The organism is Rhizobium sp. KNZ2-6A (assembly GCF_056755475.1).
This window is the reverse complement of record NZ_JBNDIC010000040.1, coordinates 32,902-47,437: the sequence shown is the minus strand read 5'-3', so window position 1 is coordinate 47,437 and position 14,536 is coordinate 32,902. Positions and strand designations below refer to the sequence as shown.

The window sequence follows — 14,536 nt, the reverse complement described above, 5'->3', positions numbered from 1 at the left end:
AATTGTCTTTGATCAGGATGGCGCGCGGCTGATATCGCCGCATCACCTCACTCGGCGGCGTCTTGTTTGGAAAGGGCTCGCAGGCAGGCGTCGATCGATGCCTGTTCGATGCCGGCGTAATGGTCGAATTCGTTCAGCACTTTCATGCCGAGATCGGCTTCAAAGCGCTGCTGGTTCGGGCTGGCGGCGAATTCCTGCTGCGCGCCGTCTCCGAGGTTGGATTGGAAGATACCGGCGGCGCTGACCGGAAGGAAATCCTCGTACACAATGGGATCGAACTGGACGAGGCCCTGGTCGATCAGGGTTTCGATATCACCATGGCTCGTTGCGGCTGTTATGCCCTTGGCCGTCAGCGAATAGGTGAAGTAGCCGAGGCCCTCGGCGCGGATCGTCGCCCAGTCGTCCGGGAATTCGGCAAAGCTCTGCGCAAGTGCGGCCTCATAATCGCGTGCGTTCGATCCGTCGGCGGCCGGGCGTACGATCTTGCGCGACTGATCCAGCAGCTTGTCATAAAGGGCGCGGCCCTTCGGCGTCAGCGCGATGCCCCGCTGTTCGATCTCGCCGAAGCGGGCGGTGTGCGAGCCTGCTTCCCAGATGCCATCGGCATTGCGGAAGGAAACGGGTTCTTCGAGCGCCTTGAACGAGGTCTGGCGTAGCAGGATCGGGCAGTTGCGCGTGGGCGGCCCCTCGACCACGGCTTTTGGCGCGATGTCGTACTCCGGCATCAGCGCCTGGACGCGATCGATATCCAGCGTGCGCGGCGTCAGATGGTTGATGTGCGGCCCCTTGAAGGACACGACATCGGCAATCAGGCGATGGGCATCGTGGAGGCGATGGTACATGCCGGCATCAACATTGGCTTCGTCATGCCAGCGGAAGGTTTCCAGCACCTCGTCGACGAACCGATTGGCGTCGGCCATGGTCAGCCCACCATCCCGCTCGGCTTTCTCGGTGAATGCAACCGCACCTTCCGTGAAGATCCGGCGCTTGGCGAGAATGTCTGCCGCGGCCTGGCGAAGGTCTTCATCGGCAATGAGATCGAGCCGCAGCAGCGAGGTGAAGACGCGGAAGGGATTGCGCTTCAGCTCCGCGTCACCGACCGGACGGAACGCCGTCGAGTGAACCGGCACGCCGGCGGTCGACAGATCGTAATAGCCGACGGGATACATGCCCATGACGGCGAAGACGCGCGCCATCATCGCAAGTTCGGCCGCGGTGCCGAGCCGGATGGCGCCGTGCCGTTCCTCTGAGATGCGATCGAGATAATCCGTCGCCTCCAGCCGTTCCTTCAGCTCAGGTTGTGCAGTCAGCGTCTCGTCGTTGACGCGGGCGACGAGCTCCATGAGCGTGCCGTAGGCGGGAACTTCTTCACGATACATCGCCGACATGGCGGCTGAAAAAGCGCTGCGAATATCACTGGTCGAGACGTGATCAGGCTTCATGTGCGATCTCTTCCTGAAAGGCTATATCATTCCTATTTGGCAGGATATCTCTTGTTTGGCAGCCGGTCTTGTGAGAGAAAATTCTAACTTGATGCGAAACTGGAATGATCATGCGCCGACGCCTCATCCCTGACATCGTCAATCTTCAGGCATTCGAATGCGCGGCGCGCCATCAGAATTTTTCGCGCGCGGCCGAAGAGCTCAATCTTACCCAAAGCGCCGTCAGCCGGCAGATCAGCGATCTGGAGCAGCAGACGGGGTTGAAATTGTTCGAGCGTGTTCGCCAGCGCGTCGTGCTCTCCGAGGCTGGACTTCGGCTGTTGCCCGAGGTTAAGGATCTGCTCCTGCGCTCGGAGCGGCTGATGATCGGCGCCGTTGCCGCCGGCCAGATGAAACTGTCGCTGAAGGTCGCGACTTTGCCGACCTTCGGCACGCGCTGGCTGGTGCCCCGCCTCGGCCGCTTCCTCGACGGGCATCGCGACGTCGCTGTCACCGTGGAATCTCGCTCCAAGCCGTTCAGCTTCGACGAGGATAATTTCGATCTTGCCATTCACTACGGCCTGCCGGCCTGGGCCGGCGCGGTCGCCACCTTTCTTTGCAACGAAACCGTATTGCCCGTCGCCAGCCGGGAGCTTGCCGGACGTCTGGCTCTTGCCGCGCCGGAGGAACTATCGCGAGCCCCGCTGCTGCATCTGACGACCCGTCCGAAGCTCTGGGCGCAATGGTTCGATCTGCAGGCGCTGCCGGCCGAGAATGCCTATCCCGGCGCGCGCTTCGACCAGTTTTCCATGATCATCGCCGCGGCCATTTCCGGGCTCGGCGTGGCTCTCCTGCCGACCTATCTCATCGAGGATGAACTCAAGGCCGGCACGCTTCTGCCGCTGTTTAATCTGCCGATGCCGACCGAGAACAGCTACTATGTCGTCATGCCGGAAAAGAAGCAGACGAACGAGACTGCGACACTGTTTCAGGATTGGCTGCTGAGCGAGGTCACGCCACAGAAGCAGGCTTGATGTGGATTTGAAAAACGGATGCTTACTTGGCGGCCGCAGAGGATTTGAACGGCATCGTGGCTTCGTGCCGCCACGGGCCGCCGAGATAGCTGGAGAGATCAATTCCGGTGATCCTAATCGGCCGCTGGTCAAACTCCTCTCGCAGCCGGAAGAAAAGCGCGTCCGCCTTCGCTCTTGGGGCGTTATTCTGGATGGTGATATGCGGTCGCCACCTCTGCAGGTCCTGAGGCCCGGGCCAGGATCCGAATAGCCTCATCAATTCAGCGCGCAGATCGAGCAGGTCGGGACTGTCGATTGCAAATGCGACGCCAGCGCCGAGGTGGCGAACGCCACTCACGCTGGCCGCCGGTGCATTCCGATCCTCGATAAGCTTCATGACCAGTTCCTGCACGCGCACGAGATGCTGTCCCGGAAGATGGTGGAAGATCGTCAAATGGGCCTCAAGAAAGTTCCCTTCTGAAGGAAAATTCTCCTGGCGAAGGCCATTGAAGGGAGCGAGGTCTTCAGGGTGAATGCGTGCCGTGACGATGATGGGCGGAATGCGCAACGATGTTTCCTTTCGAGAGGAAAGCTATCCGATATCCATCACCTTGTCAGTGCGGGGTGAAATGATGGTGGTTGCCGCCTTGCCGGCGCTCCGTCGCGGGCCGGCATTCGATCGCGGAAATGTGATCATCTGTCACAGAAAGCATAGCTGGTCCGCGAAAGGCGGTTTTTCAGGCTACTTGCGGTGATGTCGCTTTCATGCGGCGACGTCGCAGGTGCGACATGTGTGCAACGCAGCGAAAAACATCGGTTCGAGGGGTTTACAAGTGCGGCATCGGATGGGAGTCTTTCCAGCGAGGGGTGCTGCTTGATTTGGAGCGGCGTCATTCCCTTCAATCGGATGCCGTTAACTTGTGGCTCCGATGCGCTGCGATCTGCTGGCGCTTAAGCGAACAAAATCAATCCGAAGCCAGAACGCGGCGTTGCTCCGTGTCTGGCTGCTGTCTTAGTGCGCCCGGACATCGGTGCGCCCGGGCATAAAGAATGCGGGCTTTAGTATGGGCTTTAAGTCAAAACGTGTCCTGCGTGGCGTTCTTGGTCTTTTCGCGAGCGTCAGCTTGCCGCAGGTGTCCAAAGCCAGCGACCTGATGATCTGGTCGCCGGTCAAGGTCGCGCCGCGAACATACAAGACGACGCTTGGTTTTCGGCTGCCGATGGCTTGGGACGTCAGCGCCGGCATGGATCTCGGCGTGGGTGGTGCGGCGAGCGGCGCGCTCCTGCGCAGCAGCAGCTTGGCGACGCTATGGGGCACGGCGATCGATGATCACAAACGCTTTTCGACCGTATGGCGTCGCGAACTCGCCTTGAGGGTCGATACTTTGAACAGCACTGGAACCCTTTGCCTAGAACGCTCGCGGAGCTGGACGGTATCGGAAAACCTGGATATGAGCACATCCCGCTCCCTGAACGTGAATTATGCCGGATCGCGAAGCGCGGCGAACTCCATCACCGCGACGCAGGGCGTCACCGTCGCCATTCCATGGACGGGAACTTCTTTTTCCGCGGTCGGCAATCTGAGGGATGTGGGCAGCACCTTTTCCAGCACGGTCTCGTTTCAGCAGCCGTTGGCGCCGAATCTGAAGTTTTCGGCATCCTTCGCCGATCTGGGGACTTTGACACCGGCCGGCAATCTGCGCGTCGATTACCGCGTCAAATGGTAGGGCGAGCCGGTAAGGCTTCTCCCGGTCACGCGCGGAACAAACGCTGCTCAGGCAAGTTTAAAGCAGGCAAGAGACCGATCTTGCTCGAGGTGTTATGGCCTCGCGAAGCCTGCCGCTGGTTCAGCTCCCTACCGGCGGCAGGCTTAGCGTTTCCGCTTTTCTTCGAATCGCGAAAACGCTCTGTCCTCTTGTTTCCTCGCAATTCCGGCCGGAAACCGCTGCGCACTTTTCCTGGAATTGCTCCAGCACGAAGAGGATCAATCGGCCGGCCCCGTAGGTTCGGTCCGTGACTTGACCGTGATGTCGGGACCGACGAGCCGGGCCTTCAGCCTTGATACGACATCGTGCCGTACCTCTGTCCATGACGCCGTGACGGTCCAATATTCGATGTTCAAGACGGTCTGGTCGACGGCCAGATCGTCGAGATAGACCTTTGGCGCGGGTGCATTCCTGATACGCTGATCCGCCTTCAAGACGTCGAGCATGGTCTTTCGGGCAAGGTCGATGTCGACATTTTCACCCAAGGCGACGGACAATTCCTGACGGCGATCCGGTTCGCGGCTGTAGTTGATGATCGGGGTATTCCAGAGCGTGGAATTCGGCGCCATGAGATAGAGGCCATCCGCCGTCTTCATCTCCGTTGCGAAAAGCCCGATATCCCTGATGTAGCCTTTGACGTTGGCCGTCTCGATATATTCGCCGACCCGGAACGGCCGCAGGATCAGCAGCATGATGCCGGCGGCGATATTTTGCAGCGTGCCTTGCAGCGCCAGGCCGACCGCCAGGCCGGCTGCGCCAAGAGTGGCGATGATGGAGGCGGTCTGAACGCCGAATTGGCCAAGAACGGTGATGAAGACCAGTATCAGCAGGCTGTAATGTAGGACATTCTGGAAGAAGCTCGCCAAGGTTTCGTCGATGCCGCGAATGCGCGAAATGACGCGATAGGCCGAGCGGCTGATAATGCCGGCGAGAATCCAGCCGCCGATCAGAAGAATGATCGCGCCGAGAAGCGAGAAGCCGTATTGAACCGCGAGCGCGGCGGCCTGATCGAGCGCGGTCCGGGTGGCGACGACGATATTGGTCGTTTGATCTTCCATTTCAGGGCTCCCTCTTTTCCCGAAGGTCAAATGAGACGTCGCGGTTTTTGTTCCCGATCGTCGAGCGCATGAAAATCATGCTATTTCAATTGATTGCGGCGTCAGCTTTTATGCCCGACGCTTCAAGCGCCGTGCTTTGCCTGATGTGCGCCCGTGGCGGCCGCCGCGGCGTAGTGAGCCTTCTTCTGCTCATACATGCCAAGATCCGCGCGCTTGATCATGGATTCCATCGTCTCGCCGGGCTGGCTCGTTGCAACGCCGATGGAAACGCTGAGCGGCGCGCTGGAATAGAACTGATTGTTGATCTTCAGCAGTTCGTTGATCGTCTCGACCATCGCGGCGGCCGTGACGTCGTCGGCGCCAGGCATGAGAACGGCAAATTCGTCGCCGCCGATGCGGGCGGCATGGTTCGGCAGGGATACGACGCTGTTCAGTACCTCGCCCATCCGGCGCAGCAGCGCGTCGCCAGCGTCGTGCCCGCTCTCGTCATTGGCGTCCTTCAGGCCGTCGAGATCGATAATGATGGCCGAAACCGGCCGAAGCGACTTGCGCTCCAGCCTGTTGAGTTCCTCCATATAGAAGGCGCGGTTGAAAAGCCTGGTCAGCACATCGTGCTTGCCGAGATATTCGAGATAGGCTTCCGCCTTCTTGCGCGCGGTAATGTCGGTGAGTGCCACTTGCACCAGCGACCAGTCGGCCTCGTAGCCGGGAAAGACGGAAAACTGCATAAGAACGTGGCGCTCCGATCCGTCGAGGGCGTAGTTCAGCACCTCACGCTGATGGAAAAGGCGACCATTCCACAATTCCACCAACTGGCCGCGAAAGTGCTTTTCCATATCATCGCGGAACACTTCGCCGATCCGGTGGTGCAGGGTCTGGCGATCGGCAGCGCAGAAGAGGTCAAGCGTCGCCTGATTGACATCGAGTACGCTGATCTCGCTCATGCACTGCTGCACGAATTCCGGATGTACGTCGAGAAATACCTGAAAGTCGACAATGCCGCGATCACGGATTTCGTCGAGCAGGATCTTGATGCGGCTGAAGTCCTCGACCCATAGGGACACCGGAGAATGCTCGAACAAGCCCTCTGCATAGCGGCGCTGCCGCTCCTCCAGACGCCTTGCTTCCTCGCGCGCCGTCACGTCTTCCGTGGTCAGCAGCAATCTGTTCCAGGATATCTCATGTCCCGGCAGAATGACGCCGCGAAGCTGGATGTCGAGCCTTCTGCCACCGAGCGAATAATTGACCGCCGTACCGGAAAATTCGGTCCTGCCTTCCCAAAGAGCGACCAGCTCATTCACATGGCTTTGCAGCATCTCGTCCCGGAACACCCTGGAAATACCGCCGGCCAGCACCTCGAAAGACGGCGCTTCGAAGAGTTCCAGTGTCTTTGCATTGACGGCAAGGAGCTTGATCCTCTGCGAGCAGGCCGCGACGCGCTGGACATCGGCAAGCAAATACGAGCGCAGGTCCGTCACGCCTTCCGCGCGCCAGAGTTCGAGCTGCTCCTTGACGCCGCTGAAATCCTCCAGCCACATGGCGACGGGAGCAAGGCCGAAAATGGTGCTGCTGAGATCCTGGGCGTTCATTATGATTCCCTGCGCCGGCAATAAAACCAGTATGTCAAATAGAAAAGCCGGCGGGCTAAGTTCTGCTTAGCGAACATTTGTAAAGCTTGCGTTTATATCGGATATAGGGTCAAGCCGGACGATCAATCGCCGCTTATTTTCAATTCATTCTTGTTAAAACTGTGCCCAAAAAGGCTCTCGCGCGCTAGGTATTGTCGAATCTGCGTGATATTCGCAACCGCTAGGTCTTCAAAAAGCGTTCAAACGCTTCGAGGGTCTTTTCGCTGACGTGATGCTCGATACCCTCGGCATCATTTCGCGCGGTGTCGGGATCGACGCCGAGACGGCAAAGGACGGCTTCCACGACCACATGCCGTCGCCGGGTCGCCACCGCCAGGCGCTGGCCTTCCTCGGTGAGGAAGACGCCTCGATAGGGGCGCTGCGTGATCAGGTTTTCCTCGGCCAGACGCTTGAGCATCTTGGCGACCGTCGGCTGCGTTACCCCTAGTCTCTGCGCAATATCGGTCTGGCGTGCCTCGCCGGCATGCTCTATCAGGTCGGCGATAAGCTCGACGTAATCTTCCATCAATTCCGTGCGTCGATCGTCGCGGCTTTTCTGAAAGGCCTCGGCATGCGTCTCCACTTCGGTGGAAGAAAGACGGCTTTCCGGGGCAATGGGCGGTTTCGTCAAGATGGCTCACCTTCGCAAGGCTAAGAAAGTGGTGAAGATACTTAGCCTTGCCTATAAATAAATCGCAAGCGCAATAAAACCCTCACGGCGGCATAATCACCGACAAATGAGGTCAGAGTTCGCTCTCCGGTTCCGCGCGTTCAGCGCTGTTCCTTATCATGAGCCGATCAATGAAAGAGCCGAAGAACCCAATAAGATAGCGCCGAGATCACGGCCGCGGCGGGTAGTGTGATGACCCAGGCGATCACGATGTTGCCGGCAATACCCCACCGTACGGCCGAGACTCGACGGGCGGCACCGACGCCGATGATGGCGCCGGTAATCGTATGGGTCGTGGAAACCGGTATTCCGAGCCAGGTCGCGGCGAAGAGCGTCAATGCGCCGCCCGTTTCCGCGCAGAAGCCCTGCATCGGGTTGAGGCGGGTAATTTTCGAACCCATCGTGTGCACGATCCGCCATCCTCCGAGCAAGGTGCCCAAAGCCATGGCCGACTGGCACGAGAGAACCACCCACAGGGGAACGTGGAACGTGCCGCCGCCATACCCTTGAGAATAAAGGAGTATCGCGATGATCCCCATGGTCTTCTGGGCATCATTGCCGCCGTGCCCAAGGGAATAGAGCGAGGCTGAGAAGAACTGCATGATGCGGAAGGTGCTGTCGACGGCAAACGGCGTCTGCCGGATGAAGAGCCATGTCACGGCAAGCACCAGGAACAGTGCGAGCATGAAGCCGATGAGCGGCGACATGACGATCGCGCCCGCCGTCTTGAGGACGCCGAGCCAGACGATCGAACTGATGCCGACCTTGGCAAGGCCGGCGCCGATCAGCCCGCCGACCAGCGCATGCGACGAGCTTGACGGAATGCCGAATATCCAGGTGACGATGTTCCAGACGATTGCGCCTATAAGAGCGGAGAAGATGACCGACGCGTCGACAATCTTCGGGTCGATGATGCCCGTTCCCAGCGTCTCCGCGACGTGCAGGCCGAAGAACAGGAAGGCAATGAAATTAAAAAACGCAGCCCAGAGAACCGCATATTGCGGCCTGAGAACTCGGGTCGAGACGATGGTCGCAATGGAATTCGCGGCATCGTGAAGGCCATTCAGGAAGTCGAAGAACAGCGCCGTGGCAATGATCGCCACCAGCAGCGGAAAGGCGAGCGAGGCCTCCATCAGACACTCTCGATCACGATGCCGTTGATCTCATTGGCGACGTCTTCGAAGCGGTCGACGACCTTTTCCAGCTCGCCATATATCTCACTGCCGATGATGTAGGCCATGGCGTTGGAGGCGCCGTGAATTCGGTAGAGATCCTTCAGGCCCTGTTCGTGCAGCTCGTCGGCATGGCCTTCGGCCTTGATGATCTCTTCCGTGATAGTGGCAAGACGCGCGGCATTGGCGCCCATGCGATCCAGCAACGGCACCGCCTCGGCAACGAGATGTGCCGCCTTGACGATCACCTCGCCCATCTGCTGCATGAGGGGATCGAAACTTGTCTGCTCGAACAGGCGTATGGTCTTGACCGTCTTGTGCATCATGTCGATGGCGTCATCCATCGACATGATCAGATCCTTGATGTCGCCGCGATCGAAAGGGGTGATGAAGCTCTTGCGCACCGCGAGCAGCACGTCGCGCGTGATATCGTCGGCCTGATTTTCGAGCTCGACGATCTGCCGGCACTTTCCCTCGATGTCATTGCCGGAAAGCAGGGCGTTCAGCGCCTCGGCGGCACTGACGATCGTGCGCGAATGCTGCGCGAAGAGATCGAAGAAACGATCCTCGCGCGGCATGAGTTTGCGAAACCAGCCTAGCATCAAAGCTCCATGCGTCCATTGTCACGAAATTGTCATAATTGACAAAGCGCTGATTGGAAAGGCTGGGAAGGATGATGTTTTCAGGCCTTGCTGATCTTTGTTGTGGATGCCGCGACGCTCGGCATCCATTCAACGCCGATGGATCACGCCGAAGCATGCTCGCGCAGAAGCGGCAATAATTGGTCGCCCTGCCGCTTGATTTCCGAAAGATAGGGCGTGTCCGAGAGAACGAAATGCGTGATGCCCAGATCGCGATATTTGCGCAGCGAGCGGGCGACATCCTCGGCCGAGCCGACCAGCCAGGTGGTGCCTGCCCCTCCGCCGCCGAATTTGCCCGGCGCGGTGTAGAGATTGTCATCGAGCACATCGCCGCGCGCGGCGAGATCGAACAGTCGCTTCTGGCCGACGGCGACCGCTTGCCGATGATCGCTCCAGCGAGCTCCAGTGCCTCCGGCCATTTCCGCAACCTTCGCCTCGGCATCGGCCCAGGCCTGCTCCGTCGTGTCGCGAACCAGCGTCGTGATGCGCAGCCCGAACTCCAGTGGCGGAAGATCGCGATCGAGCTCTCTGCTCAATGCCTTGAGCCGGCTGATCCGTTCGGCGATGTCGGCGAGTGGCTCGCCCCAGAAAAGCTGAACATCGGCCTCCGTGGCGGAAACGCGCTCCGCCGCATCCGAGGCGCCGCCGAAATAGAGCTTGGGATGCAGGCGGTCACCACGACGCTCAATGCGTGGAGCGGCAGTGGAGTCGTTGACGCGAAAATGCTCACCCTCGTAGGAAACATTCTCCTCCGTCCAGAGCTTGCGGGTGAGCCGCATGAACTCCTTGGTGCGGCCATAGCGATGCGCCTGATCACCTTCGCTATCGCCATAGGCGGCAAGATTGTCCTTGCCCGAGACGATGTTGACGCGCACGCGGCCGCCGCTCAAGTGATCCAGCGTAGCGGCGGCGGAGGCGAAATGGGCCGGCTGCCAATAGCCGGGGCGGATCGCGATCAGCGGCTCGAAAGTGCTGGTGCGGGCGGCGAGTGCCGCCGCGACGGTGAAGGTGTCGGGACGACCCCATCCGGTACCGATCAACGCACCCTTCCAGCCGTGATCCTCCAGCGCCTTGGCGTGACTGGTCAGCGTCTCCAGGCTATTGTGGTTTTCGACGGCGGAGTCGCCGCGATGGCCCGGTTTGACGTCGTTCGGGATGTACCAGAGAAATTCGCAATTGCTGCTCATGCCTGCGCCTGTGGGTCTGTCTCAATTGAATGAGTGACTGGTTGGTGAGGCGGGCCGTGAGCGACATCGGCTCCACGGCCCGTCGCGATTAAAGCTTGCCCTTCCAGGGAACGAGCACGGCCTCGAGGATGCGGACGGCAGCGGAAAAGGCGAATGCGCAGGCCGCAATGATACCGATGCCGACGAAGACGACGTCGGTGGCAAGGAATTGCGATGCCGACATGATCATGAAGCCGATGCCGCGGGTTGAGGCGATAAGTTCGGCCGCCACCAGCGTTCCCCAGCCGATGCCGAAAGCGATCCGGACACCCGTCAGAATTTCCGGCAAGGCCGATGGCAGCACGACGGCGAAGAAGAGCTGCAATCGGCTCGCGCCTAGAGAACGGGCGGCATTGACGCGCTCGAGCGGCAGCGAACGCACGCCGGCCTGCGCGGACAGGCAGATCGGCGCGAACATCGCGAGCACGAGGAGCGTGATCTTCGAGGTCTCGCCGATGCCGAGCCATATGATCATCAGCGGCAGATAGGAAAGCGGAGGCAAGGGCCAGTAGAATTCGATCGGCGTATCGAGAATTCCCTTTGCCCAGCGGTTGAGCCCCATCAGCAGGCCAACAGGAATACCGACGATGATCGCGATGGCGGCTGCGGCGACGATACGAAACAGGCTGGCGAGGATGTGCTCGGACAGGGACGCGCCGGCATAGCCGTCGCGATAGACGACGCCGATTTGCGTCAAAACCTCGTCCGGGCGGGGCAGGAAGAGGTGCGATACCAGGCCGAGTTTTGCGACCAGCCACCATAGCGCAAGACAGACGATTGCCGTGGCGATGCTGATCGCGACGGTGGGCTTGTCGCCGACGCCGAAACCGGGAATGCGAACCAGCTTCGGCTGCTCTTCTTTTTGGGAGGCTGCGATCGGGCGCGTCTCGATGATGTCGCTCATGCCGCGCTCCTGATGTTGTCGGCGTCGTGGAGAATGGCGCGAATTTCCTCGCGGAGATTGCCGAACTCGGGCGACGTGACGATCGCTCTTGTGTCGCCGCTCGCGGCAAAGCGATGCACGAAATCGAGTTCGAAGCGGGCAACCACACGCCCAGGCCTTGGAGACATGACCAGCACCTCCGTGCCGAGAAACAGCGCTTCCTCGATCGAATGGGTGATGAAGAAGATGCGCTTGTCGGTTCTGGCCCAGATCGAAACCAGCAACTCCTGCATCTGTTCGCGCGTCAGGCTGTCGAGCGCGCCGAAGGGCTCGTCCATCAGGAGGATATCCGGATCGGTGGCAAGCGCGCGGGCAATGCCGACGCGCTGGCGCATGCCGCCCGACAATTCATAGGGCAGGGCATTGGCAAAATCGGTCAGGCCCACCAGCCGCAGCAACTCGGCTGCGCGATCCCGTCGTTCCCGCTTTCCCAGTCCGGCAAATTGCAGGCCAAGGGCGACATTGTCGATCACCGTTTTCCATGGCAGCAACGCATCCTTCTGGAAGACGACGCCACGATCGGCGCCGGGTCCGGAGACGGGCCTGCCGTCGAGCGTGATTTTTCCCTCCGACAGTGGTAGGAAGCCGGCGATCGCATTGAGCAAGGTGGATTTGCCGCAGCCGGATGCGCCAAGCGCCACGACGATGCCGCGCTCCGGAATGTTGAAGGAGACGCGGTCGAGCGCGTGAACGGTTCTGCCGTCACGCGCCGCAAAGAAAACACTGGCATGGTCGACTTGAAGCATGGGGCCCTCAAAAAGTGCGACACCGACGCGACAAGCGCGCCGGTGTCAGGGAGGATCAGTTGCTCGCGCTGGTGAGCGCGTCAGCGGTGACGAATGCGCCGTAATTCGGAAGGACCTCGGAGACTTTTCCCTGACCCTTCAGGAATGTCGCTGTGTCCTTCAGGATCTTGGCCGCGCCCGATTTGTCGCCGCCACCGAGCCAGTCAGCCGATGCCTGCACGTCGGGCGTCAAGAGGGTGAGGTTTTTCAGAGCAGCGGCTTGCTGGTCGGCCGTGCCGCCGAGAAGCTTGGCAAGCGCCTTCGCGTTCTCGCTGTCCGGTCCCCATGCGGCCTTATCGGCTGCGAAGGAGGCGTAGTACTTGTTGATGATCGAGGCGTAGGCCTTCAGGAACTGTGGGTTGTCGGTGGCGAATTTCGAGGTTGCGACCCAGGCGGAAAATGTCGGAGCACCCTTGTCGGCCACATCCTTGGAGGTCACCAGCACCTTGCCGTTCTTTTTCAGCTCCGTCAGCGCCGGGTCCCAGACGAAGCCGCCGTCGATATCGCCGCGATTGTAGCTGGCGACGATTTCCGGCTGCGGGATCGCGAAGACCTGCACGTCCTTTTCGGTGAGGCCGAGGGACTTGATGAGGGCGAGCAGCTGATAGTGGTCGGTGGAGACAGGTGCCGCCGCGAGCTTCTTGCCCTTCAGATCGGCCAGCGTGTTGATGCCGGAGCCGTTGCGCACCACGAGGGCCTCGTCGACGCCCGAGATGGAGGAGAGGTAGAAGGCCTTCACCTCAAGTCCGCGCGAGGCGGCCGCCGCAAACGGGCTTGAACCGACATAGCCGATCTGGACATCGCCGGATGCGATGGCGGCGAAGATCTCTGCGCCGGAATTGAACTTGCGGAAGTCGATAGCGTAGCCTGTCTCCTTGGCGAATTCGCCGTTGGCGATCGCGACGGAGGAGGGCAACGCATCGGTTTGGTAACCGACAACGACCTTCTTGTCAGCCGCAGCTGCAGCAGATGCGATGGAAATGCCAGCGAGACAAAATGCGGCCGCGGCGATCAGTTGCTTGAAATTCATGTTTGTCCCCTTGGCCGGAACAAGGTTTCCGGCGGTTCCCTGAGTGCAATGTGCAAAGCCTAACGAAGAAGGGGAGGCAATCGACAGAAATAACAAACTATTTTTATAGACTATAAGGGGAATTGTTTCTCTGAATCCATGACGAGCGCAGCGACGGCATATTTTTATGGAGAAAAAGCGAAGAGCACTGCTCGAGCGGGCATCCGAGAGGGATGGGGCGGGTATTGAAGGGCTACCCTGAATCAGATGTTTGATCTCGCCAGAGGAATGTTTGCAAATCTCGGCTTGAGGCTGCCTATTCCTCCTACCGATCAATGCAGCGCGGCGGCCCATCGCGCCACGCGATCGGCAACGGTTGCGATATGCTCTGCGGACGTGAGACCGGATACGGCCTTTCGTGGCGTGAAGTCATGATCTCCATCCTCCAACCAGAGCAGTTCGATCATTTTGGAGAGCTCGTAAGTGGAGACTTCTTCCCGTGATCCGAATAGGTCGCGAGTTCCCTGACAGATGAGCGTAGGCGTCTTTACATCTGCGAGATGGGCGGTTCGCAGGTTGTCCGGTTTTCCTATCGGATGGAAAGGATAGCCAAGACAAAGCAGTCCGGAAATGCGTCCTGCATTGAGAAGGTCGTCCGCGATCATACTCGCCACGCGTCCGCCCATGGATTTTCCCGCGATTACGACTGTCCCCCGTGAACCAACTTCATCGATCACGGTTTTGAATTCCTCATTCAGGAATTCTGCTCGAGGTGGCGGGGACCGCTTGCCCGAAGAGCGTCGTGCCGACATGTAATCAAACTCGAACCGGACAATTCGTAAGCCTTTGCGGACAAGCGCCGTAGACATGGTTTCCATCCACTTCGTGTCCATTGCGCCACCCGCCCCATGCGCAAGAACGATGGTGATCTTGGCGTCTTCAGGACCATTGACGAGGAATTGGTGAGGCATTCAGGCTTCTCCCGGTTCGTACCGTCGCAGGGGAAGAGCTGCGCCGCTGGCGCCTTGTTAGCAAAGCTCGGATCTGATGGCGAGGAATCACAGCCTGAAGCGCATGGGAGGGTGCTGGATATCCCTAAAATGGACATGGCAACGTCGACTTGCGGAGCTTGCCAAGCTCAAGTTAATTGACGTTGCTCGCGCCTGCGGTCAATTTAAGTGAAGCTCCAACTATGCCGCTAAGG

General features: G+C 59.6%; 14 protein-coding genes. 2 read left to right on the top strand and 12 right to left on the bottom strand.

Going from position 1 to position 14,536, the window contains the following annotated elements; all coding sequences use genetic code 11:
* Positions 1 to 47: 47 nt before the first annotated feature.
* Complete coding sequence (hglS, locus tag ACPYOP_RS24005; protein WP_481412781.1) at positions 48 to 1,442, bottom strand: 2-oxoadipate dioxygenase/decarboxylase HglS; 1,395 nt, start codon at positions 1,440 to 1,442, stop codon at positions 48 to 50.
* A gap of 104 nt (positions 1,443 to 1,546) precedes the next feature.
* Between hglS and ACPYOP_RS24000 the strand changes: the two genes are divergently transcribed.
* Complete coding sequence (locus ACPYOP_RS24000) at positions 1,547 to 2,455, top strand: LysR family transcriptional regulator (protein WP_481412780.1); 909 nt, start codon at positions 1,547 to 1,549, stop codon at positions 2,453 to 2,455.
* Between the two features lie 22 nt (positions 2,456 to 2,477).
* Here the strand turns inward: ACPYOP_RS24000 and ACPYOP_RS23995 are convergent, their stop codons facing one another.
* Complete coding sequence (locus ACPYOP_RS23995) at positions 2,478 to 3,002, bottom strand: 2'-5' RNA ligase family protein (protein WP_481412779.1); 525 nt, start codon at positions 3,000 to 3,002, stop codon at positions 2,478 to 2,480.
* 496 nt (positions 3,003 to 3,498) lie between these two features.
* Between ACPYOP_RS23995 and ACPYOP_RS23990 the strand changes: the two genes are divergently transcribed.
* Positions 3,499 to 4,161: a hypothetical protein gene (locus ACPYOP_RS23990; RefSeq protein WP_481412778.1), complete on the top strand. Its 663-nt coding sequence runs from the start codon at positions 3,499 to 3,501 to the stop codon at positions 4,159 to 4,161.
* 257 nt (positions 4,162 to 4,418) lie between these two features.
* Here ACPYOP_RS23990 and ACPYOP_RS23985 read toward each other — a convergent pair whose 3' ends face one another.
* From ACPYOP_RS23985 to ACPYOP_RS23940, 10 genes are all read right to left on the bottom strand, one after another.
* Positions 4,419 to 5,258, bottom strand: coding sequence for a mechanosensitive ion channel family protein (locus ACPYOP_RS23985; RefSeq protein WP_481412777.1), 840 nt, complete (start codon positions 5,256 to 5,258; stop codon positions 4,419 to 4,421).
* A 122-nt stretch (positions 5,259 to 5,380) separates the two neighbouring features.
* Positions 5,381 to 6,847: a sensor domain-containing diguanylate cyclase gene (locus ACPYOP_RS23980; protein WP_481412776.1), complete on the bottom strand. Its 1,467-nt coding sequence runs from the start codon at positions 6,845 to 6,847 to the stop codon at positions 5,381 to 5,383.
* Between the two features lie 220 nt (positions 6,848 to 7,067).
* Positions 7,068 to 7,517, bottom strand: coding sequence for a manganese-binding transcriptional regulator MntR (gene mntR / locus ACPYOP_RS23975; protein ID WP_481412775.1), 450 nt, complete (start codon positions 7,515 to 7,517; stop codon positions 7,068 to 7,070).
* 167 nt (positions 7,518 to 7,684) lie between these two features.
* Complete coding sequence (locus ACPYOP_RS23970) at positions 7,685 to 8,689, bottom strand: inorganic phosphate transporter (protein WP_481412774.1); 1,005 nt, start codon at positions 8,687 to 8,689, stop codon at positions 7,685 to 7,687.
* Positions 8,689 to 9,330 (bottom strand): DUF47 family protein, encoded by a 642-nt coding sequence (locus ACPYOP_RS23965; protein WP_481412773.1) that lies wholly within the window; start codon positions 9,328 to 9,330, stop codon positions 8,689 to 8,691. The genes ACPYOP_RS23970 and ACPYOP_RS23965 overlap by 1 nt, the downstream gene beginning before the upstream one ends.
* A 143-nt stretch (positions 9,331 to 9,473) precedes the next feature.
* Complete coding sequence (locus tag ACPYOP_RS23960; RefSeq protein WP_481412772.1) at positions 9,474 to 10,556, bottom strand: LLM class flavin-dependent oxidoreductase; 1,083 nt, start codon at positions 10,554 to 10,556, stop codon at positions 9,474 to 9,476.
* Positions 10,557 to 10,644: 88 nt separating this feature from the next.
* Complete coding sequence (locus ACPYOP_RS23955) at positions 10,645 to 11,499, bottom strand: ABC transporter permease subunit (RefSeq protein ID WP_481412771.1); 855 nt, start codon at positions 11,497 to 11,499, stop codon at positions 10,645 to 10,647.
* On the bottom strand, positions 11,496 to 12,284 hold the full coding sequence (locus tag ACPYOP_RS23950) for a taurine ABC transporter ATP-binding protein (RefSeq protein ID WP_481412770.1): 789 nt from the start codon (positions 12,282 to 12,284) through the stop codon (positions 11,496 to 11,498). The genes ACPYOP_RS23955 and ACPYOP_RS23950 overlap by 4 nt, the downstream gene beginning before the upstream one ends.
* A 55-nt stretch (positions 12,285 to 12,339) precedes the next feature.
* Complete coding sequence (gene tauA / locus ACPYOP_RS23945; protein WP_481412769.1) at positions 12,340 to 13,353, bottom strand: taurine ABC transporter substrate-binding protein; 1,014 nt, start codon at positions 13,351 to 13,353, stop codon at positions 12,340 to 12,342.
* A 311-nt stretch (positions 13,354 to 13,664) separates the two neighbouring features.
* On the bottom strand, positions 13,665 to 14,303 hold the full coding sequence (locus ACPYOP_RS23940; RefSeq protein WP_481412768.1) for an alpha/beta family hydrolase: 639 nt from the start codon (positions 14,301 to 14,303) through the stop codon (positions 13,665 to 13,667).
* Positions 14,304 to 14,536: the final 233 nt, after the last annotated feature.